Annotated in this window: 17 protein-coding genes; 15 read left to right on the forward strand and 2 right to left on the reverse strand. The window is 67.6% G+C overall.

Translation table 11 applies throughout. The features are described 5' to 3' along the window. The first annotated feature begins 107 nt into the window (after positions 1-107). From HPA01S_RS00005 to zapE, 5 genes are all read left to right on the forward strand, one after another. Positions 108-482 carry an ArsR/SmtB family transcription factor gene (locus HPA01S_RS00005; protein ID WP_066265045.1) on the forward strand — a complete coding sequence of 125 codons (375 nt, stop codon included), beginning with the start codon at positions 108-110 and terminating at the stop codon, positions 480-482. A gap of 181 nt (positions 483-663) precedes the next feature. Further along, the gene (locus HPA01S_RS00010) at positions 664-3,555 is read left to right on the forward strand and encodes a 2-oxoglutarate dehydrogenase E1 component (RefSeq protein WP_066265054.1); all 2,892 of its coding nucleotides are present in this window, start codon (positions 664-666) and stop codon (positions 3,553-3,555) included. A 90-nt stretch (positions 3,556-3,645) separates the two neighbouring features. Then, the gene (gene odhB, locus HPA01S_RS00015) at positions 3,646-4,908 is read left to right on the forward strand and encodes a 2-oxoglutarate dehydrogenase complex dihydrolipoyllysine-residue succinyltransferase (RefSeq protein ID WP_066265057.1); all 1,263 of its coding nucleotides are present in this window, start codon (positions 3,646-3,648) and stop codon (positions 4,906-4,908) included. 63 nt (positions 4,909-4,971) lie between these two features. Further along, entirely contained in the window at positions 4,972-6,399 is a 1,428-nt protein-coding gene (lpdA, locus tag HPA01S_RS00020) for a dihydrolipoyl dehydrogenase (RefSeq protein ID WP_066265059.1), read from the forward strand. A 10-nt stretch (positions 6,400-6,409) separates the two neighbouring features. Next, the gene (gene zapE, locus HPA01S_RS00025) at positions 6,410-7,507 is read left to right on the forward strand and encodes a cell division protein ZapE (RefSeq protein WP_066265065.1); all 1,098 of its coding nucleotides are present in this window, start codon (positions 6,410-6,412) and stop codon (positions 7,505-7,507) included. A gap of 24 nt (positions 7,508-7,531) precedes the next feature. Here the strand turns inward: zapE and HPA01S_RS00030 are convergent, their stop codons facing one another. Continuing rightward, positions 7,532-8,290 carry a PP2C family protein-serine/threonine phosphatase gene (locus tag HPA01S_RS00030; RefSeq protein ID WP_066265067.1) on the reverse strand — a complete coding sequence of 253 codons (759 nt, stop codon included), beginning with the start codon at positions 8,288-8,290 and terminating at the stop codon, positions 7,532-7,534. Between the two features lie 88 nt (positions 8,291-8,378). Between HPA01S_RS00030 and HPA01S_RS00035 the strand changes: the two genes are divergently transcribed. Next, complete coding sequence (locus HPA01S_RS00035) at positions 8,379-10,484, forward strand: ATP-dependent DNA helicase (RefSeq protein WP_245638537.1); 2,106 nt, start codon at positions 8,379-8,381, stop codon at positions 10,482-10,484. Here HPA01S_RS00035 and HPA01S_RS00040 read toward each other — a convergent pair. Continuing rightward, on the reverse strand, positions 10,456-11,259 hold the full coding sequence (locus HPA01S_RS00040) for an outer membrane protein assembly factor BamD (RefSeq protein ID WP_066265069.1): 804 nt from the start codon (positions 11,257-11,259) through the stop codon (positions 10,456-10,458). The two genes, HPA01S_RS00035 and HPA01S_RS00040, sit on opposite strands and share 29 nt — an antisense overlap. 26 nt (positions 11,260-11,285) lie before the next feature. Between HPA01S_RS00040 and HPA01S_RS00045 the strand changes: the two genes are divergently transcribed. The 9 genes from HPA01S_RS00045 to hisS all read left to right on the forward strand — a co-directional run bounded on the left by HPA01S_RS00045 (position 11,286) and on the right by hisS (position 20,772). Beyond that, positions 11,286-12,347 carry an RluA family pseudouridine synthase gene (locus HPA01S_RS00045; RefSeq protein WP_066265072.1) on the forward strand — a complete coding sequence of 354 codons (1,062 nt, stop codon included), beginning with the start codon at positions 11,286-11,288 and terminating at the stop codon, positions 12,345-12,347. 203 nt (positions 12,348-12,550) lie between these two features. After that, positions 12,551-13,390 carry an SMC-Scp complex subunit ScpB gene (gene scpB, locus HPA01S_RS00050; RefSeq protein ID WP_066265074.1) on the forward strand — a complete coding sequence of 280 codons (840 nt, stop codon included), beginning with the start codon at positions 12,551-12,553 and terminating at the stop codon, positions 13,388-13,390. Continuing rightward, the gene (locus HPA01S_RS00055) at positions 13,356-14,693 is read left to right on the forward strand and encodes a pseudouridine synthase (protein WP_066265077.1); all 1,338 of its coding nucleotides are present in this window, start codon (positions 13,356-13,358) and stop codon (positions 14,691-14,693) included. The genes scpB and HPA01S_RS00055 overlap by 35 nt, the downstream gene beginning before the upstream one ends. Positions 14,694-14,797: 104 nt before the next feature. Further along, the gene (ndk, locus tag HPA01S_RS00060) at positions 14,798-15,223 is read left to right on the forward strand and encodes a nucleoside-diphosphate kinase (RefSeq protein WP_066266130.1); all 426 of its coding nucleotides are present in this window, start codon (positions 14,798-14,800) and stop codon (positions 15,221-15,223) included. A 7-nt stretch (positions 15,224-15,230) separates the two neighbouring features. Then, positions 15,231-16,379: a dual-specificity RNA methyltransferase RlmN gene (rlmN, locus tag HPA01S_RS00065; RefSeq protein WP_066265079.1), complete on the forward strand. Its 1,149-nt coding sequence runs from the start codon at positions 15,231-15,233 to the stop codon at positions 16,377-16,379. Then, entirely contained in the window at positions 16,376-17,233 is an 858-nt protein-coding gene (gene pilW, locus HPA01S_RS00070) for a type IV pilus biogenesis/stability protein PilW (RefSeq protein WP_245638538.1), read from the forward strand. The genes rlmN and pilW overlap by 4 nt, the downstream gene beginning before the upstream one ends. Further along, positions 17,226-18,167, forward strand: a complete 942-nt coding sequence (locus HPA01S_RS00075) for a RodZ domain-containing protein (protein WP_084360357.1) — start codon at positions 17,226-17,228, stop codon at positions 18,165-18,167. The genes pilW and HPA01S_RS00075 overlap by 8 nt, the downstream gene beginning before the upstream one ends. 2 nt (positions 18,168-18,169) lie before the next feature. Beyond that, positions 18,170-19,453, forward strand: coding sequence for a flavodoxin-dependent (E)-4-hydroxy-3-methylbut-2-enyl-diphosphate synthase (gene ispG, locus HPA01S_RS00080; protein WP_157084844.1), 1,284 nt, complete (start codon positions 18,170-18,172; stop codon positions 19,451-19,453). Positions 19,454-19,467: 14 nt separating this feature from the next. Beyond that, entirely contained in the window at positions 19,468-20,772 is a 1,305-nt protein-coding gene (gene hisS / locus HPA01S_RS00085; protein WP_066265087.1) for a histidine--tRNA ligase, read from the forward strand. Positions 20,773-20,870: the final 98 nt, after the last annotated feature.

Consider the following 20,870-nt stretch of genomic DNA (forward strand, 5'->3'; position numbering starts at 1 on the left):
CTGGCCTGAGCCGGGCCACCACCCGCCAGGGGGCATCGAAGCCCCATGGTGGCCGGGGAGGTTTGTAAGTATGATTCATGCTTATATTGACACGAGCCGTACTTGCCATGGAACAGATGATCGGGTCCGAAGGCCAGGTTGAAAAAGTCCGCGTGTTCGAGCTGGCCGCCGAACTGTTCGGGGTGCTTGCCACGCCGATGCGGCTGCGCATCCTCAGCGCGCTGTGTGACAAGGAAAAGTCGGTCTCGCAGCTGTTGCAGGAAATTGACACCACGCAACCCAACCTCTCCCAGCACCTGAACCTGCTCTACCGCGCCGGCGTGCTTGCCAAACGCAAGGACGGCACGCAGGTCATCTACCGTGTGCAGAGTGAGAAAGCGGTCACGCTGTGCCGCACGGTGTGCACCCAGATCGCGATCGAGATGGACGAGCCCAGCGCGGTGCCCGCGTCTGAAAGGCTCTCGCCGCGCATCGTTTCCTGAGCCAGGGCACCGCCTATAGGCATTCTTTTGCACGGCGGGGTGCCCGAGGTGGCACAATCGCCCGCACGCAGTCAGGTCCTTCCACAGTCACTGTCGCATCCGCCAAACGGTTCAGCCGTGCCGCGGAAGGTTTTTTTAACCAGCTTATGTTTCCCGAAGGGAAACGGAGGTCAGCGGATTTATGAGCGATTCCCAATCGAACGCGGGCAACGTGTATGTTGCCTACAAAGGCAACTCGTACCTTTTTGGCGGCAACGCGCCGTACGTGGAAGAGATGTACGAGAACTACCTGGAGAACCCGGGCAGTGTTCCCGATAACTGGCGCGGTTACTTCGACGCCCTGCAGAACGTCCCGGCCGGTGATGGCTCCGACGCTCGCGACGTGCCCCACCTGCCCGTCATCAATGCTTTTGCCGAGCGCGCCAAACAAGGTGGCACCAAGGTGGTCGTGGCCACTGGCGCCGACTCCGAACTGGCCCGCAAGCGCACCGCCGTTCAACAGCTCATCGCCGCTTACCGCAATGTCGGCGCCCGCTGGGCCGACCTCGACCCGCTGAAGCGCGCCGAACGCGACCACATTCCCGAGCTGGAACTGTCGTTCTACGGCTTCACCGACGCCGACCTCGAAACCATCTTCAACACGAGCAACACCTTCTTCGGCAAGGAGACCATGTCCTTGCGCGAGTTGCTCAATGCCTTGCGCGAAACGTACTGCGGCTCCATCGGCGCCGAGTACATGTACATCACCGACCAGAGCCAGAAGCGCTGGTGGCAGGAACGCCTGGAAGGCAGCCGTGCCAAGCCGGCGTTCAATGCCGAGAAGAAGAAACACATCCTCGACCGCCTGACCGCGGCCGAAGGCCTGGAGCGTTTCCTGCACACCAAGTACGTGGGCCAGAAGCGTTTCTCGCTCGAAGGTGGTGAGAGCTTCATCGCCTCGATGGACGAACTGATCCGCCAGGCCGGCCAGGTCGGCATCCAGGAAATCGTGATCGGCATGGCCCACCGTGGCCGCCTGAACGTGCTGGTGAACACCCTGGGCAAGATGCCCAAGGACCTGTTCGCCGAGTTCGACCACACGGCACCGGAAGACCTGCCTTCGGGCGACGTGAAGTACCACCAGGGCTTCAGCTCCGACGTCACCACCCCCGGCGGCCCGGTGCACCTCTCGCTGGCGTTCAACCCCTCGCACCTGGAAATCGTGAACCCGGTGGTCGAAGGCTCGGTGCGTGCCCGCATGGACCGCCGTGGCGACCCGCTGGGCAAGCAGGTGCTGCCGGTGCTGGTGCACGGTGACGCCGCCTTTGCCGGCCAGGGCGTGGTGATGGAAACCCTGGCACTGGCCGAAACCCGTGGTTACACCACCGGCGGCACGGTGCACCTGGTGATCAACAACCAGATCGGTTTCACCACCTCCGACCCGCGCGACAGCCGCTCCACGCTGTATTGCTCCGACGTCGTCAAGATGATCGAATCGCCGGTGCTCCACGTGAACGGCGACGACCCCGAAGCCGTGGTGTTCGCCACCCAGCTCGCGCTCGAGTTCCGCATGGCCTTCCAGAAGGACGTGGTGGTCGACATCGTGTGCTTCCGCAAGCTGGGCCACAACGAACAGGACACCCCGAGCCTGACGCAGCCGCTGATGTACAAGAAGATCGCGGCCCACCCCGGCACGCGCAAGCTGTACGCGGACAAGCTGGCCGCGCAAGGCCTGGGCGAGACCCTGGGCGACGACATGGTCAAGGCCTACCGTGCCGCGCTGGACGCGGGCCGCCACACCGTGGACCCGGTGCTGACCAACTTCAAGAGCAAGTTCGCGGTCGACTGGAGCCCGTACCTGGGCAAGAAGTGGACCGACACCTCCGACTCAGCCATTCCGATGGCCGAGTGGAAGCGCCTGTCGGACCGCCTGACCACCATCCCGGACAGCGTCACCCCGCACCAGCTGGTGAAGAAGGTGTACGCCGACCGCGCGGCCATGGGCCGTGGCGACATCCCGGTGGACTGGGGCATGGGCGAGCACATGGCTTTCGCCTCGCTGGTGGCCAGCGGCTTCCCGGTGCGCCTCTCGGGTGAAGACTGCGGCCGTGGCACGTTCACGCACCGCCACGCGGTGATCCACGACCAGAACCGCGAGAAGTACGACGAAGGCACCTACGTGCCGCTGCAGAACGTGGCCGACAACCAGGCCCCGTTCGTGGTGATCGACTCCATCCTGTCCGAAGAAGCGGTGCTCGGTTTCGAGTACGGCTACGCCTCGAGCGACCCCAACACCCTGGTGATCTGGGAAGCGCAGTTCGGCGACTTCGTCAACGGTGCGCAGGTCGTGATCGACCAGTTCATCGCCTCGGGTGAAGTCAAGTGGGGTCGTGTCAACGGCATCACCATGATGCTGCCGCACGGCTACGAAGGCCAGGGTCCGGAGCACAGCTCGGGCCGCCTGGAGCGCTTCATGCAGCTGGCTGCCGACACCAACATGCAGATCGTGCAGCCGACCACGGCCAGCCAGATCTTCCACGTGTTGCGCCGCCAGATGATCCGTGGGCTGCGCAAGCCGCTGATCATCTTCACGCCCAAGTCGCTGCTGCGCAACAAGGACGCGACCTCGCCGCTGTCCGAGTTCACCAAGGGTGGTTTCCAGACCGTGATCCCGGAGCAGAATGCCGACGTGGCGAAGAAGGCCGACAAGGTCAAGCGCGTCATCTGCTGCTCGGGCAAGGTCTATTACGACCTGGTCAAGAAGCGCGAGGAGCGTGGCTCGGACGACGTCGCCATCCTGCGCGTCGAACAGCTGTACCCGTTCCCGCACAAGGTGTTTGGTGCCGAGCTGCGCAAGTACCCCAACGCGACCGACATCGTGTGGTGCCAGGACGAGCCGCAGAACCAGGGCGCCTGGTTCTTCGTGCAGCACTACATCCACGAGAACATGCTCGACGGTCAGAAGCTGGGCTACGCAGGACGTGCCGCCTCGGCCTCTCCTGCCGTGGGTTACTCCCACCTGCACCAGGAGCAGCAGAAGAACCTGATCGAAGCCGCCTTCTCCAAACTCAAGGGCTTCATCCTCACCAAGTGATCCGCACGGACACGCCGCTGCTCACCCGGACCTCCGGTCCCGTGAGCGGCCCGTCCGATGCCCACCCCACAAAAACCAGGTAGAACACACATGGCAATCGTAGAAGTCAAAGTCCCCCAGCTGTCCGAATCGGTGGCCGAAGCCACCTTGCTGACGTGGAAGAAAAAAGCCGGCGAAGCCGTCGCCGCCGATGAGATCCTGATCGAAATCGAGACCGACAAGGTGGTGCTCGAAGTGCCCGCACCCGCCGCTGGCGTGCTGGTGGAACTGGTGCAGGCCGATGGCGCCACCGTGGCCGCCGAGCAGCTGATCGCCCGCATCGACACCGAAGCCGTGGCCGGCGCTGCCGCCCCGGCTGCCGCGGCACCGGCCGCTGCTGCTGCACCCGCTGCCGCTCCGGCGGCTGCCGCCGCCGCCAGCTCGCAGTCGAAAGCCGGCGTGGCCATGCCCGCCGCCGCCAAGCTGATGGCCGACAACAACCTGGCCGCCGGCTCGGTGGCTGGCACCGGCAAGGACGGTCGCGTGACCAAGGGTGACGTGCTGTCGGCCGTGGCCGCACCGAAGGCCGCTGCCCCGGCACCGGTCGCCATCTCCACCGGCGCACCCACCAAGGTGCTGCCGCAGGTGCCCGTGGTCGCGCCCGACCTGGGTGACCGCCCGGAAGAGCGCGTGGCCATGACCCGCCTGCGTGCTCGCGTGGCCGAGCGCCTGCTGCAATCGCAATCGACCAACGCCATCCTGACCACGTTCAACGAAGTGAACATGGCGCCGGTGATGGAGATGCGCAAGAAGTTCCAGGAGAAGTTCGAGAAGGAACACGGCGTCAAGCTGGGCTTCATGAGCTTCTTCGTCAAGGCCGCGGTGCACGCGCTCAAGAAGTACCCGATCATCAACGCCTCGGTGGATGGCAACGACATCGTCTACCACGGCTACTTCGACATCGGTATCGCCGTCGGCTCGCCGCGCGGCCTGGTGGTGCCCATCCTGCGCAACGCCGACCAGATGAGCTTTGCCGACATCGAGAAGAAGATTGCCGAGTTCGGCCAGAAGGCCCGTGACGGCAAGCTGGGCCTGGACGACCTCACCGGTGGCACGTTCTCGATCTCCAACGGCGGTACCTTCGGCTCCATGCTGTCGACCCCCATCATCAACCCGCCGCAGTCGGCCATCCTGGGCGTGCACGCGACCAAGGACCGCGCCGTGGTGGAAAACGGCCAGATCGTGGTCCGTCCGATGAACTACCTCGCCATGTCGTACGACCACCGCATCATCGACGGCCGCGAAGCCGTGCTGGGCCTGGTGGCGATGAAGGAAGCGCTGGAAGATCCGGCCCGTCTCCTCTTCGACATCTGATCGACCTCCCTTGTAGCCAACGCCCCGCCAGGGGCGTTGGCCCATCTGAATTCAGGAAACAACATGTCTCAAGCATTTGACGTCGTCGTCATCGGCGCCGGCCCTGGCGGCTACATCGCTGCCATCCGCGCGGCCCAACTCGGTTTCAAGGTCGCCTGCATCGACGAGTGGAAAAACGCCACCGGCGGCCCGGCCCCCGGCGGCACCTGCACCAACGTCGGCTGCATTCCCAGCAAGGCGCTGCTGCAGTCGTCCGAGCACTTCGACCACGCGAACCACCACTTTGCCGAGCACGGCATCAGCGCCAGCAGCGTGAAGATGGACGTCAGCAAGATGCTGGGGCGCAAGGACACGGTCGTGAAGCAGAACAACGACGGCATCCTGTACCTGTTCAAGAAGAACAAGATCAGCTTCTTCCACGGCCGCGGTTCGTTCACCAAGGCGGTGGAGGGCGGCTACGAAATCCAGGTGACGGGCGCGAAAGAAGAGCTCATCACCGGCAAGCAGATCGTGGTCGCCACCGGTTCCAATGCGCGTGCCTTGCCGGGTGCGCCGTTCGACGAAGAAACCGTGTTGTCCAATGACGGCGCGCTGCGCGTCGGCGCCGTGCCCAAGAAGCTGGTGCTGATCGGCTCCGGCGTGATCGGCCTGGAAATGGGCTCGGTCTGGCGCCGCCTGGGTGCCGACGTGACCATCCTCGAAGGTCTGCCGACCTTCCTGGGTGCCGTTGACGAACAGATCGCCAAGGAAGCCAAGAAGGCCTTCGACAAACAGGGCCTGAAGATCGAGCTGGGTGTGAAGGTCGGCGAGGTCAAGACCGGCAAGAAGGGCGTGAGCGTGGCCTACACCAACGCCAAGGGTGAGGCCCTGACGCTGGACGCCGACAAGCTCATCGTGTCCATCGGTCGCGTGCCCAATACCATCGGCCTTAACGCCGAAGCCGTGGGCCTGCAGCTTGACGAGCGTGGCGCCATCGTGGTCGACGCCGAATGCCGCACCAGCCTCAAGGGCGTGTGGGCGGTGGGCGACGTGGTGCGTGGCCCGATGCTGGCGCACAAGGCGGAAGAAGAGGGCGTGGCAGTGGCCGAGCGCATCGCCGGCCAGCACGGCCATGTCAACTTCAACACCATCCCCTGGGTCATCTACACCAGCCCCGAGATCGCCTGGGTCGGCCGCACCGAGCAGCAGCTCAAGGCCGATGGCGTGAAGTACAAGGCCGGCACCTTCCCGTTCCTGGCCAACGGCCGCGCACGCGCGCTGGGCGACACCACCGGCATGGTCAAGTTCCTGGCCGATGCAGCCACGGACGAGATCCTTGGTGTGCACATCGTCGGCCCGCAGGCCAGCGAGCTGATCTCCGAGTCCGTGGTGGCGATGGAGTTCAAGGCCAGCGCCGAAGACATCGCGCGCATCTGCCACGCTCACCCCTCGCTGTCGGAAGCCACCAAGGAAGCCGCGCTCGCGGTGGACAAGCGCACGCTGAACTTCTGAAGCGCCGGTTTTGAGCGTCCGCAGCACCTATGAGGCTGCGCTCAAGGAGCGCGGCTACACATCCGACCCCGCCCAGGAACGGGCCATCGACGCGCTCGAGCGTTGCGCGGCCGACTGGGCGGTCTACAAGCAGAAGCGTTCGAATTCGCTGAAGAAGCTCTTCGTCAACCCGGAGATTCCGCGCGGCGTGTACATGTACGGCGGTGTCGGGCGCGGCAAGAGCTTCCTCATGGAATGCTTCTACAACGCGGTGCCGCTGCGGCGCAAGACGCGGCTGCACTTCCACGAGTTCATGCGTGAGGTGCACCGCGAACTGCGCGAGCTGCAGGGCACCGTGAACCCGCTGGACGAACTGGGTGCGCGCATCGCCAAGCGCTACAAGCTCATTTGCTTTGACGAGTTCCACGTGGCGGACGTGACCGACGCGATGATCCTGCACCGCCTGCTCGACGCCTTGTTCAAGGCCGGCGTGGGCTTCGTGACCACCTCCAACTTCCACCCCGACGCGCTGTACCCCGACGGCCTGCACCGCGACCGCATCCTGCCGGCCATCGAGCTGCTCAAGCAGCGGCTGGAAGTGCTCAGCGTGGACAACGGCACCGACTACCGTCGGCGCACGCTCAACCACATCGAGCTGTACCACTGTCCCCTGGGTCCAGAGGCCGACGCAGCCATGGAAACCACCTTCAGCGAACTGGCCGAAGCCGGGGACCAGGACCCGGTGATGGAGATCGAGGCGCGCCAGATCCAGGCGCTGCGCCGTGCCGGTGGTGTGATCTGGTTCGACTTCCGCACCCTGTGCGGCGGTCCGCGTTCGCAGAACGACTACCTGGAAATCGCCAGCCAGTTCCACACGCTGATGCTGTCCAACGTGCCGCAGATGTCGGTGCGCCAGGCCTCCGAAGCGCGGCGCTTCACCTGGTTGGTGGACGTGCTGTACGACCGCCGCGTCAAGCTGGTGATGTCGGCCGCGGTGCGGCCGGAAGAGCTGTACGTGGAAGGCCCGATGGCGCACGAATTTCCGCGCACCGTCTCGCGCCTGACCGAGATGCAGTCGCAGGAATTCCTGTCGCTCGAACACCGGCTGGTCGACACCGGCCTGACCTGAGCGCCGATGCCGCAGGCCGGCCCGTCAGACCAGCGGGTCGAGCTTGACGATGGTGAGCGACAGGTTGTCGCCCATGCCCTTGGCACGCGAGCGTGCCTTCTGGATCAGGAACTCGCAGGCCTCGCGCGGCGACAGCATGGCGATGGTGCTGGAGAGCTCTTCCGGCGTGAAGTAGTGCCAGACACCGTCGCTGCAGGCCATGATGGCGTCGCCGGCGTGCAGCGCTGGCGCCACGTGGATGTCCACCGGCGGGTCGTTCTCCGTGCCCAGGCAGCCCATCAGGATGTTGGCGTGCGGATGGTCCAGCGCCTCTTCTTCGGTGATCTCACCCTGGTTCACCAGGGTCTGCACGTAAGAGTGGTCCATGGTGCGGAACACCATGCGGCCGTTGCGGAAGTGGTAGATGCGCGAGTCGCCCGCGTGCACCCAGTGGCTGTCGCCCCCGGGGTTGATGAGGAAGGCGGCGATGGTGCTGTGCGGCTCCTGCTCGGCCGAGACCGCGGTGAGCTTGATCACCAGGTGCGACTCTTCGACGATCTGGCGCAGCAGGGCCGAGGCGTCGTCGGTGTCGGGGTCGAAGCGGTCGAACAGCTGGCGTGCCGTGAGCATCACCTGGTCGGACGCCTTGCGGCCCCCGCTGCGCCCGCCCATGCCGTCGGCCAGCACCGCGAGCAGGCAGGCCGGCTGCCGGGGGTGGTGCAGCAGGCAGACCTGGTCTTGTTGGTAGTCGCGGTCGCCCCGGTGGATGCCGGTGGATGCCTGGATGCGGTAGCCTTTGGACATGGGAGGTGTGGGCCTTCTGAGCGGGCAGGGAGATGCCCGCAATGGTAGCCACTTATCTTCCTGCCGCGCTCAAACCTCTGTCGAAACCGTGAACCCCTGCGCACCCACCACCCGGCCCGATGGCCTGCCCGACGCTCCGCCCGATGACGAAGCCCACGCCCTGAGCGAACTGCAGGCCAGCGTGGCCGCGGCCTTCGGCGCCGACGGTGCGCTGGCGCGCGCCTTCGGTGCGTTGCACGCGCGGCCGGGCCAGCAGCGCATGGCCGGCGCGGTGGCCAGCGCCATCGAAGCCGGCGACTGCCTGGCGGTGGAGGCCGGCACCGGCGTCGGCAAGACCTTCGCCTACCTGGTGCCCTTGCTGCTGAGCGGGCGGCGTGCCCTGCTGTCCACCGCCACCCAGGCCCTGCAGGACCAGTTGCATGGCCGCGACATCCCGGCGGTGGCACGCGCGCTGGGCATGCCGGTGCGCGCGGCCTTGCTCAAGGGCCGTTCCAGCTACGTCTGCCTGCACCGCACCGAGCAGGCCCTGCACGGCCCGGCGTCGGTGGGCCTGCGCGACCCGGCCATCACGGCCACCCTGGCGCAAGTGCTGCGCTGGGCCAGTGCCTCGCACAGCGGCGATCTGGCCGAGCTGCAACAGCTGGACGAACGTTCGCCGCTGCGGCCCATGATCAGCTCCACGCGCGAGAACTGCCTGGGCGGCGCCTGCCCGCGCCACAGCGCCTGCCACGTCAACCGCGCGCGCAGCGAAGCCCAGCGGGCCGACTGGGTGGTGATCAACCACCACCTGTTCTTTGCCGACCAGCTGTTGCAGGAGTCCGGCGTGGCGACGCTGCTGCCCCAGGCCGAGGTGCTGGTGTTCGACGAAGCGCACCAGCTGAACGACACCGGCATTCCCTTCCTGGGTCAGACCCTGGGCTCGGGCCAGTTGCGCGAGCTGGCACGTGATCTGGCGGCGCAGGGCCCGGCCTGGGCGCGCGGCCAGCGCCCCTGGGCCCACCTGGCGCTGGGCCTGGAGCAGGCCGCGCGCGCCGTCGCCGGTGTGCCGCGCCAGCCCGGCGCGGCCGGCATGCGCAGCCGCTGGCAGGGCGCGGCGCCCGAGGGCGTGGACACCGTGGCCTGGTCCAGCGCCGTGGCCGACGTGGCACAGGCCCTCTCGGCCTGCCGCGAGGGCCTGCGTGCCACCGCCCAGGCCGCCATCGAACTGGAGCGGCTGCTGCAACGGGTGCACGCGCAACTGGTGCTGTGGGGCGGCATCGTGGGTGCGCCCGGTATTGCCGCCGACGCGGTGCGCTGGATGGAGTGGGGCGAGGGCGGGCGGCACTGGCGCGTGGTGAGTGCACCCGCCGACAGCTCGGCCTTGTTCCGCAGCCTGCTCGGCGATGCGGCATCGGCCGGCCGCAGCTGGGTATTTTCTTCCGCCACGCTGGGCAGCGACGGCACGCTGGACTGGTTCACGCGCGGGCTCGGCCTGGATGCGCTGCCGCAGCTGCGCACCCTGCGCGTGCCCAGCCCGTTCGACCATGCGGCCCAGGCCGCGCTGTACGTGCCGCACGAACTGCCCGAGCCGGGGGACGTGGCGCACTCACCGGCGCTGGCCGATGCGGTGGCGCGCTGGGCCTCGCGCCTGGGCGGGCGCACCCTGGTGCTGACGACCACGCTGCGTGCTGCCGCGCGCATGGCCGAGCACCTGCAGACATTGGTGGCGCAAGGCCGTTGCGCGCCACTGCAGGTGCTGGCGCAGGGGCGGTTGTCCAAGCGGGCCTTGCTGGCGCGCTTTCGGGCCACCGAACAGGCCAGCGTGCTGATCGCCTCCGCCGCGTTCTGGGAAGGGGTGGATCTGGCCGGTGATGTGCTGCAGCTGCTGGTGATCGACAAGCTGCCGTTCCCGCCGCCCGACGACCCGCTGATGCAGGCGCGTGGCCAGCGGCTGCAGGCGCTCGGCCTGAGTGCGTTCAACGATGTGTTTTTGCCCGAGGCCGCGATGGCCCTGAAGCAGGGAGCGGGCCGGTTGATCCGTTCGGAAACCGATCGCGGCGTGCTGGTGATCGGCGACCGCCGCCTCCTGACCCGCTCTTACGGGCAGCGCCTGCTGGCGGCCCTGCCGGACATGCGCCGGCTGGTGGACGAGGCCGACATGGCGTCGGCGCTCGATGCGCTGGTGCTTACCAGAGCTTCCACCAGGGATCGTTGACCGAGCGGAAGCCCTGGCTCAGGTACTCGCTCTTGGGGTAGCTGGCTTCCATCACGCGGCGGGTGTCGTCGCGCAGTTGCGTCATGCCCAGCGCGTCGTAGGAGCGCAGCATGATGTACAGCGCCTCTTCGAGCGCCGGCGCGTTGGTGTAGTCGCTCAGCGCGGTCTGGGCGCGGTTGATGGCGGCCACGTAGGCGCCCCGGCTGTGGTAGTAGCGCGCCACGTGCACTTCGTACTGCGCCAACGAGTTGACGATGTAGGTCATGCGGCTGCGCGCATCGGGCGTGTAGCGCGAATCGGGGAAGCGGGTGGCGAGTTCGCGGAAGGCCTCGAACGATTCCTTGGCCGCTTTCTGGTCGCGTTCGGACAGGTCCTGGCGCGCCAGCGAACCGAAGATGCCGAGGTTGTCGTTGAAGTTCACCAGGCCCTTGAGGTACAGGGCGTAGTCCATGGCCGGGCTGGCCGGGTGCAGCTTCTGGAAGCGGTCGATGCTGGCCAGCGCCTGGGCCTGTTCGCCGGCCTTGTACTGGGTGTAGGCCTTGTCGAGCTGGGCCTGCTGCGCCAGCGGCGTGCCGGCGGCACGGCCTTCGAGTTTTTCGAGCAGCGTGACTGCCTTGTCGTAGTTGCCGGCGGCGCGCTCTTCGGTCGCTTCGCTGTAGATGCGGTTGGGGCTCCAGCCCGCGGTCTGGTCCACCAGTTTGGTGCTGCAGGCACTCAGCACGAGCACCGAGGCCAGCACACACAGTGGCACAGCCGATAATCTGAACGTCAACATCGCAGGCGCACCTTTACAACGGAACAATGGGTTTGGCAGCACAAATTATATCGACGGGGGATGTTTCCAATGGTTCCGCGCCGGGGCAGGATGCCGACAGCACCGCGATGGTGGACGAGCTGGGCCTGGCGGTGGAGACGCGGGACTGCGAGGTGCCCGCCACCATGCACAGCTGGCGCATCGACCGCGCGCTGGCACAGCTCATTCCCGAGTTCTCGCGTTCCTACCTGCAGCAACTGATGGCCGACGGCGCGGTGGTGCGCGCCGGCCTGGCGCTGGCCAAACCCTCGGCCCGCGTGGCCGCCGGCGACCGGTTGTCGGTCGAGCTGCGGCCGACCCAGCAGGCCCAGGCGTTCGTGGCGCAAGCCATGGCATTGGACGTGGTGCACGAAGACGAGCACCTGCTGGTGATCCGGAAACCCGCCGGACTGGTGGTGCACCCGGCCGCCGGCAACTGGACCGGCACCTTGCTCAACGGCCTGCTCGCGCACCACGCGGGCGCCGCCAGCCTGCCGCGCGCCGGCATCGTGCACCGGCTCGACAAGGACACCTCGGGCCTGATGCTGGTGGGCAAATCACGCCAAGCGGTCGAGGCCCTGGTGCGTGCCATCGCGGCGCGTGAGGTCAACCGCCAGTACGTGGCGCTGGCCCACGGCCGCTGGAAAGGCGCCGGACAACAAGGCGTGGACCGGCCGATCGGGCGCGACACCCACAACCGCCTGCGCATGGCGGTGGTATCGCCCGAGTTCGGCATCGGCAAGCCGGCGCAGACCACGGTGCGTCTGCTGGACGGCAATGCGCAGGCCAGCCTGGTGGCGTGCAAGTTGCACACCGGACGCACGCACCAGATCCGCGTGCACATGGCCTGGCTGGAACACCCGCTGGTGGGTGACAGCCTGTACGGCGGGCGCCCGCTCTGGGGCATGGGGCGCCAGGCGCTGCACGCCGCCAGCCTGCAGCTGTTGCACCCGGTGTCGGGCGAGGCACTGGCCTTCAGTTCAACCCCGCCGGACGACATGCTGGCCGCGCTGGATGCCTGTGGGCTCCGCTACAATCCAGCCGATGCGGAGCGTGGTTTCTTCGAATGAAGGCCACCACCCCATCAGCCGCCTGGCGGCTGTGCCGAGGCCATGACCTCCCCACCTCCCGGTTTCTGCCTGCCCTGGCAACGGTTTCTTTTCCGGCGTTCTGAGTCGACGGTCGCCACCGTCCCCGCCGGTTCGCGTGCGACGGGCACATGCCCACCCCTGTACCGTCCCGGTCACGTACCGGTTTTTGACCGACTGACACCATGAACACCACGGATACCAAGCGCGTCCTCGAGACCGCGTTGATCTGCGCGCCCCAGCCGCTTTCTGTGCGCGAACTGGGCACGCTGTTCGACGCCGAGCTCTCGGCGGACACGCTCAAGACCCTGCTGGCCGACCTGCAGCTCGAATGGACCGGTCGCGGCGTCGAGCTGGTCAAGGTGGCCAGCGGCTGGCGCTTCCAGAGCCGCCCCGAGTTGCGTCCCTACCTGGACCGCCTGCACCCGGAAAAGCCGCCGCGGTACACCCGCGCCACCATGGAGACGCTGGCCATCATTGCCTACCGTCAGCCGGTCACGCGCGGTGACATGGAAGACATCCGTGGCGTCACCATCAACTCGCTGATCATCAAGCAGCTGGAAGACCGTGGCTGGGTCGAGGTGATCGGCCACCGCGAAACGGTCGGCAGGCCTGCGCTGTTCGCCACCACACGCCAGTTTCTCGACGACCTGGGCCTGTCTTCGCTGGACCAGTTGCCGCCGCTGGAAGGCAGCGACGTGCAGGAGTCGGCCCTGCAACGGCTGGACTTCGACTCGTTGTCGGCCAACCTGCAACCCGCTGCTGACGATGCCGATGGAGCCGAGGTTGCCATTGGCGCCGACGGCACCGAAGAGGGGGCACCAGCGAAAGAGGCCGTGGCTTCCACCGAGGCCGCGGCCGACACCGAACCCGACGACCTCTTGACCGTTGCCGCGCCCGAACCTGCCGATGCCGACGCACCGGCGCCCGACACTGCCGAACCCGGCACCCCCGACGCGCAAGCGCAACCTTTGCCCACCCAGGACCACCATGAACCCGGCGAACACCCCACCCGCGACGCCTGAGTCGAACCCCGACACCAGCGCGCCCGCCGCCGACAACGCGGCGCCGCCGCCGGCCAACGAGACCCATGCCGCCGCTGCCGACCCCGAGGCCCTGGGCTTTGACGACATCGTCAGTGGCGCCTTCGATGCCGAGCAGGAGCTGGAACTGCCCCTGCCCACCAAGCGCGTGTTGGCGCCGCAGGCCGAATCGCCCAAGCTGCACAAGGTGCTGGCGCAGGCCGGCATGGGCTCGCGGCTGGAGATGGAGCAGCTCATCCTGGAAGGGCGCATCTCGGTCAATGGCGAACCCGCGCACGTCGGTCAGCGCATCCAGTTCGGTGATGTGATCAAGGTCAACGGCAAGCCGGTGCGCGTGCGCATGACGCCGCAGCCGCCGCGCGTGCTGGCGTACCACAAGCCGGCTGGCGAAGTGGTGTCGCACGACGACCCGCAGAACCGCCCGACGGTGTTCCGCCGCCTGCCCAGACTGATGCAGGGCAAGTGGCAATCGGTCGGCCGGCTCGACCTGAACACCGAAGGCCTGCTGCTGCTGACCAACTCCGGCGAGCTGGCCAACCGCCTCATGCACCCGCGTTTCGGCCTGCAGCGCGAGTACGCGGTGCGCGTGCTGGGCGCCTTGTCCAACGAGGAAAAACAACGCCTGCTCGACGGCGTGCGGCTCGACGACGGCATGGCGCAGTTCGCCTCCATCGAAGACGGTGGTGGCGAAGGCGCCAATTGCTGGTACCGCGTGACCATCGGCGAAGGCCGCAACCGCGAGGTGCGCCGCATGTTCGAGGCGGTGGGCCACGCGGTCAGCCGACTGATCCGCATCCGCTACGGCGCGATGATGCTGCCGCGCGGCCTCAAGCGCGGCGTGTGGCTGGAGCTTGACGAACGCGACATCGGCCGCCTGACGGCCGCCGCCGGCCTGGCCGACGGTGCCGAGGACGGCACGCGCGCGCCGCGTCCTGCCGGCCGGCACCCGGCCCAGCGTGGCAAACAGGCGGCCAAAGGCGGCCGCACCCAGGGCAAACCACCGGGCAGCCGCAGCGAAGGCTTTGGCGATCGCCGCAGCAACAGCGGCTACGGCATGGGCGCCGCGCCGGGCGGGGCCAAGCCGCGTGGCGGCAAGGGTGGTGCCGGTGGCAAGGGGCAGGGCGGTGGTGGTGCACAACCCGATCCGATGAAGACCTCGTTTGGCTACATTGGCCAGGACTCGCTGCAACGCCGCCGGCAAGAGGAAGCGGGCCGCGGGAGCGCGCCCGGTGGATCGCGCCGCCGCAGTGGTGGCGGTGGTGGCGGGCGCTCAGGAGGCCGCTGAAGCCCGCGGGCTGCCGCGCTGGGGACACCCGATCAATGTAGAATCATGGGCTTTGTGGGGCCATGCTGGCCTCGCAGATTGACCCGCAAAACTTCAGGATTTTTATGGCCATCGAACGCACCCTCTCGATCATCAAGCCCGACGCCGTCGCCAAGAACGTCATCGGCCAGATTTACGCCCGCTTTGAAGCCGCTGGCCTGAAGGTCGTGGCCGCTCGCATGGCCCACCTCTCGCGCGGCGAAGCCGAAGCGTTCTACGCCGTGCACAAGGCCCGTCCTTTCTTCAAGGACCTGGTTGACTTCATGATCTCCGGCCCGGTGATGATCCAGGCGCTGGAAGGCGAAGGCGCGATCGCCAAGAACCGCGACCTGATGGGCGCCACCGATCCGAAGAAGGCCGACGCCGGTACCATCCGCGCCGACTTCGCCGACAGCATCGACGCCAACGCCGTGCACGGCTCCGACGCGCCTGAAACGGCCGCCGCCGAAGTGGCTTTCTTCTTCGCCGGTCTCAACGTCTATTCGCGTTGATCATGGTATGACGGCCAATCTGCTCGACTTCGATCTCGAGGGTTTGGCCGCCTATTGCGAGCAGCTGGGCGAAAAGCGCTTTCGCGCCGTGCAGCTGTTTCGCTGGATCCATCAGAAGGGGGCGTCGGACTTCACCCAGATGACCGACCTGGCGCGCAGCCTGCGCGACAAGCTCCCCGCCGTCTGCACCATCACCGACCTGCCGGTGCTCTCGCGCCAGGATTCGGCCGACGGCACCATCAAGTGGCTGTTCGATGTGGGCGGCGGCAACGCGGTCGAGACCGTGTTCATTCCCGAAGAAGACCGTGGCACGCTCTGCATTTCCTCGCAGGCCGGTTGTGCCGTGGGCTGCCGTTTCTGCTCCACCGGCCACCAGGGCTTTTCGCGCAACCTCACCACCGGTGAGATCCTGGCGCAGCTCTGGCACGCCGAGCATTTCCTGCGCCGGCACCTGAAGCGCGGGGAACGCGTGATCACCAACGTGGTCATGATGGGCATGGGTGAGCCCTTGCAGAACTACAACGCGCTGGTGCCCGCACTGCGCGTCATGCTGGACGACCACGGCTATGGCCTGTCGCGCCGCCGCGTCACGGTGTCCACCTCCGGCGTGGTGCCCATGATGGACCGCCTGGCGCAAGACTGCCCGGTGGCGCTGGCGGTGTCGCTGCACGCGCCCAACGACCCGCTGCGTGACGACCTGGTGCCGCTGAACCGCAAGTACCCGATTGCCGAGCTGCTCGACGCCTGCCTGCGTTACCTGCCGGCCGCGCCGCGCGACTTCATCACCTTCGAGTACTGCATGCTCGACGGCGTGAACGACCAGCCCGAACACGCGCGGCAGTTGCTGGCGCTGATCCGCCACCACGGTGCGCGGGGTGTCCCCTGCAAGATCAACCTGATCCCGTTCAATCCCTTCCCCGATTCGGGGCTGCTCTGTTCGTCGCGCGCGGTGGTGCAGGCCTTCGCGCAGGTGCTGATCGAAGGCGGTGTGGTGACCACGGTGCGCAAGACGCGCGGTGACGACATCGACGCCGCCTGCGGCCAGCTCGCCGGTGACGTGCTCGACCGCACCAACGCCGCCAGCCGCCTGGCCCAGCGGCGCCAGGCCAGCGCCGAGCGTCCCATCCGTTTTGTTCAAAAGGAAAGGCAGGCATGACACACGCGATCCGCACCGGCTCCATGAGCCCACGAGCAGGGCTGTATCCGCGCGGCCTGGCCGCCTGCCTGGCGCTGGTCGCGCTGCTGCTGGGCGCCTGCGCGCAGATGCCGGCCGGCGCCGGCGGCCCCGGCGTGTCGGCGCGCAGTGGCGAGCCCCTGACAGAGTCCGACGAACCCGAAGCGCGCAAGCGTGCGCGCATCCGCGTCGAGCTGGCCTCGGGTTACTTCGAGAACGGCCAGGCCACGGTGGCGCTCGACGAAATCAAGCTGGCGCTGCAGAACGACCCGAGCTACGCGCCGGCCTACACCTTGCGTGGCCTGGTGTATTCGCGCCTGAACGATGTGCGTCTGGCCGAAGAAAGCTTCGCTCGCGCGCAGCAGCTCGCGCCGAGCGACCCCAACGTGCTGCACCACTACGGCCTGTTCCTCTGCGAGCAGGGCCGTTACCCGCAGTCGATCGACATGTTCCAGCGCGCGCTCAACAGCCCGACGTACGGCGGCCAGGCCAAGACCCTGATGGCCAAGGGCATCTGCCAGGTGCGCGCGGCCCAGTTCGCCGAAGCCGAAACCAGCCTGATGCGCGCCTACGAGCTCGACGCGGGCAACCCGATCACGGCCTACAACCTGGCGGCGCTGCAGTTCCGCCGTGGTGACTACACCAAGGCGCAGTTCACCATCCGCCGTCTCAACAACACCGACCTGGCCAACGCCGAAACGCTGTGGCTGGGCATCAAGGTGGAGCAGCGCGTGGGCAACACCGAAGCCATGGCGCAACTGGCGCAGCAACTGAGCCGGCGCTTCCCCGAATCGCGTGAGTGGGGTTCTTACCAGCGGAGAGCATTTGATGAGTGAGGCGTACGCCAATGAGAACGGATCTGTTTCGACGGAGGGCGTGACGCGCCCTGTGCTGCTGCGCGCGGCGCGCGAAGCGGCAGGTTTGCACATTGCCGCGCTGGCCGCGGCGCTCAAGGTGCCGGTGCGCAAGCTGGAGGCCCTGGAAGCCGGGCGTTACGAAGAACTGCCCGACCTGACCTTTGCACGCGCACTGGCCGCCAGCGCCTGCCGCCAGCTGAAGATCGACCCCGCCCCCGTGCTGGAGCAGATTCCGCACCGCGCGGTGAGTGAACTGGGTGGTTCGCGCCAGGGCATCAATGCAACGTTCCAGCCGGCCAACGATCCGGCACCCGGCAGCCCGCTGGGCTGGCTGTCGCGCCCGGCGCTGCTGGCGGCCATCGTGTTGTTGCTGGCGGCGCTGGTGATCGTGTTCATGCCGCGCCTGGAAGAGGGCGCACCCGTGGTGTCCGACGGCGGCAGCGTGGTCACGCCGGTCGAGACGGCCACCGTCACCGAGCCGGTGCTCGCCGAGGAGCCCAGCGAACCGGTGGTGGCCCCAGCCGCGCCGGCCGACGCGGCCGCTCCGGTGGATGGCGCCGCTGCTGCGACTGGCGCTGGTGTCGCCGTCCCATCGGCAACACCCGCAGCACCTGCAGTAGGCACTGCGGCACCGACCGATGCCGCCGCAGCGCCGGCGCCGGTCGTGACGCCGGGCAGCGGCCTGCTGAGCATTGCGGCCACGGGCGAGTCCTGGGTTGAAGTCACCAACGGCAGCGGTGCGGTGGTGGTCCAGCGCCTGCTCAAGGCGGGTGACGTGATCGACTTCTCCAGCGCGCCGCCGTACAAGGTGGTGCTGGGCCGCGCCGACACGGCGCAGGTCAGCGTGCGCGGCCAGGTTTTCGAGACCACGCGCCACACCCGCAACAACGTTGCCCGCTTCGAGGTGAAATGAACATGGACACGCCGGTGCGCGAAGTGACCCCGCAGGGCGAGCCGATCCCGCTGTCGGCTGTGCGCTTGCGCCGCACGCGCCAGGGCACGGTGTCCTGGGGCGACCATCACGTGACGGTGGGCGGCGACGCACCCGTGCGTGTGCAGTCCATGACCAACACCGACACCGCCGACGCCGTGGGCACGGCGATCCAGGTGAAGGAGCTGGCGCAGGCCGGCTCCGAGCTGGTGCGCATCACCGTCAACAACGACGATGCCGCCAAGGCCGTGCCCTACATCCGCGAGCAGCTCGACCGCATGGGCGTGCACGTGCCACTGATCGGTGACTTCCACTACAACGGCCACCGCCTGCTCACCGACCACCCGGACTGCGCGCAGGCGCTGTCCAAGTACCGCATCAACCCCGGCAACGTGGGCCGCGGCGACAAGGGCGACCGCCAGTTCGGGCAGATGGTGGAAATCGCCGCCCGCCACAACAAGGCGATCCGCATCGGCGTCAACTGGGGCAGCCTGGACCAGGACCTGCTCGCGCGTCTGATGGACGACAACGCCTACCGCGCCCGGCCCTGGGACGCGCGCCAGGTGATGTACGAGGCGCTCATCACCTCGGCACTCGAGTCGGCGAAAAAGGCCGAAGAGATCGGCCTCAACGGCAACAACATCGTGCTGTCGTGCAAGGTCAGTGGCGTGCAGGACCTGATCGCGGTTTACCAGGCGCTGGCACAGCGCTGCGACTACGCACTGCACCTGGGCCTGACCGAAGCCGGCATGGGCACCAAGGGTGCCGTGGCCTCGGCCGCCGCGCTCTCGGTGCTGCTGCAGCAGGGCATTGGCGACACCATTCGCGTCTCGCTCACGCCGCAGCCGGGCGAAGCGCGCACGCAGGAGGTGGTGATCGCCTCCGAGATCCTGCAGTCGCTGGGCATGCGTGCCTTCGTGCCCTCGGTCACCGCCTGCCCGGGCTGTGGCCGCACCACCAGCACCACCTTCCAGGAACTGGCGAAACAGATCGACGACTACCTGCGCAGCTCCATGCCGGTGTGGCGCGAGCGTTACCCCGGGGTGGAAAACCTCAAGGTGGCGGTGATGGGCTGCATCGTCAACGGCCCGGGCGAAAGCAAACATGCCGACATCGGCATCAGCCTGCCCGGCACCGGGGAGGCGCCGGCCGCCCCCATCTTCATCGACGGCGAGAAGGCCATGACCTTGCGTGGCGCCGGAATCGCCCGCGAGTTCCAGACCATCGTCGAAAACTACATTGAAAAACGGTTCGGCGCACACGCCTGAAACCGCAGGACACCATGGCTGAGAAACTGAGCGCCGTCAAAGGCATGAACGACATTGCCCCTCCAGCGTCCGCGCACTGGGAGTGGCTTGAAGACCGGCTGCGCACGCTGATGCGCCGCTACGGCTACCGCAACCTGCGCACGCCCATCGTGGAACCCACGGCGCTGTTCGTGCGGGGCCTGGGCGAGGTGACCGACATCGTCGAGAAGGAGATGTATTCCTTCGAAGACCGTTTGAACGGCGAGCAGCTCACGCTGCGGCCTGAGAACACCGCCGGCGTGGTGCGCGCCGCACTGGAGCACTCGCTGCTGTACGACGGCGGCAAGCGCCTGTACTACATGGGCCCGATGTTCCGCCACGAGCGTCCGCAGCGCGGCCGTTACCGCCAGTTCCACCAGTTCGGTGCCGAAGCCCTGGGCTTCGCCGGCCCGGACGTGGATGCCGAACTCATCGTGCTGGCCTGCGACCTCTGGGCCGATCTCGGCCTGAGCGGCATCGAACTGGAAATCAACAGCCTGGGCCAGCCGCCCGAGCGCCTGGCGCACCGCCAGGCCTTGATCGCCTACCTTGAAGCGCACGCCGACCAGCTGGACGAAGAGGCCAAACGCCGCCTGCACAGCAACCCGCTGCGCATCCTCGACACCAAGAACCCGGCCATGCAGGACCTGGTGAACGCCGCGCCGCGCCTGATGGACCACCTGGGCGCCGAGTCGCTGGAGCACTTCAACCGCCTGCGTGGCCTGCTCGATGCGCACGGCATCGCCTACCGCATCAACCCGCGCCTGGTGCGCGGCATGGACTACTACAACCTGTCGGTGTTCGAGTTCGTGACCACGCAGCTCGGCTCGCAGGGCACGGTCTGCGCCGGTGGCCGTTACGACGGCCTGTTCGAACAGATCGGTGGCAAGGCCGCGCCGGCCGTGGGCTGGGCGCTGGGCATGGAGCGCATCCTGGAGCTGCTGAAAGAGCAGGGCCTGTTGCCCGAACAGCCCGCACCCGACGCCTACGCCGTGGTGCCGGACGCGGCCGATGTGCCACGCGTCATGCCGGTGCTGCGCGCGCTGCGCGGCCAGGGCGTGAACGTGCAGATGCACGCCGGTGGTGCCGACGGCATGGGCAGCATGAAGTCGCAGTTCAAGAAGGCCGATGCCAGCGGCGCGCGCTACGCGCTGATCTTCGGTGCGCAGGAACTTCAGCAGGGCGGGGTGGCACTCAAACCTCTGCGTGGCCCACGCAGCGACGCCCCCGCCGAAGCCGCCCAGAGCCTGCTGCCGCTGGACGCGGTGGCCGACTGGGCCGACCGTTTGCGCGCCGCCTGAGCGCGGCGCGAGCACCGCATCTCCAGCGGTGGGCGGTCCTGGCCATGGTGCCCGGGCCACCCGCCTACAATCCCCCGTTGCGCACCCTGCGCCCGACT

This window comes from Hydrogenophaga palleronii NBRC 102513 (genome assembly GCF_001571225.1).
Lineage (GTDB): Bacteria > Pseudomonadota > Gammaproteobacteria > Burkholderiales > Burkholderiaceae_C > Hydrogenophaga > Hydrogenophaga palleronii.

Bases quoted from the DNA above. Each gene is read 5' to 3' on its own strand.
- HPA01S_RS00005 (WP_066265045.1), top strand. From the start codon at position 108: ATGGAACAGATGATCGGGTCCGAAGGCCAGGTTGAAAAAGTCCGCGTG.
- HPA01S_RS00010 (WP_066265054.1), top strand. From the start codon at position 664: ATGAGCGATTCCCAATCGAACGCGGGCAACGTGTATGTTGCCTACAAA.
- odhB (WP_066265057.1), top strand. From the start codon at position 3,646: ATGGCAATCGTAGAAGTCAAAGTCCCCCAGCTGTCCGAATCGGTGGCC.
- lpdA (WP_066265059.1), top strand. From the start codon at position 4,972: ATGTCTCAAGCATTTGACGTCGTCGTCATCGGCGCCGGCCCTGGCGGC.
- HPA01S_RS00030 (WP_066265067.1), bottom strand. From the start codon at position 8,290: ATGTCCAAAGGCTACCGCATCCAGGCATCCACCGGCATCCACCGGGGC.
- HPA01S_RS00040 (WP_066265069.1), bottom strand. From the start codon at position 11,259: ATGTTGACGTTCAGATTATCGGCTGTGCCACTGTGTGTGCTGGCCTCG.
- HPA01S_RS00045 (WP_066265072.1), top strand. From the start codon at position 11,286: ATGGGTTTGGCAGCACAAATTATATCGACGGGGGATGTTTCCAATGGT.
- scpB (WP_066265074.1), top strand. From the start codon at position 12,551: ATGAACACCACGGATACCAAGCGCGTCCTCGAGACCGCGTTGATCTGC.
- HPA01S_RS00055 (WP_066265077.1), top strand. From the start codon at position 13,356: ATGAACCCGGCGAACACCCCACCCGCGACGCCTGAGTCGAACCCCGAC.
- ndk (WP_066266130.1), top strand. From the start codon at position 14,798: ATGGCCATCGAACGCACCCTCTCGATCATCAAGCCCGACGCCGTCGCC.
- rlmN (WP_066265079.1), top strand. From the start codon at position 15,231: ATGACGGCCAATCTGCTCGACTTCGATCTCGAGGGTTTGGCCGCCTAT.
- pilW (WP_245638538.1), top strand. From the start codon at position 16,376: ATGACACACGCGATCCGCACCGGCTCCATGAGCCCACGAGCAGGGCTG.
- HPA01S_RS00075 (WP_084360357.1), top strand. From the start codon at position 17,226: ATGAGTGAGGCGTACGCCAATGAGAACGGATCTGTTTCGACGGAGGGC.
- ispG (WP_157084844.1), top strand. From the start codon at position 18,170: ATGGACACGCCGGTGCGCGAAGTGACCCCGCAGGGCGAGCCGATCCCG.
- hisS (WP_066265087.1), top strand. From the start codon at position 19,468: ATGGCTGAGAAACTGAGCGCCGTCAAAGGCATGAACGACATTGCCCCT.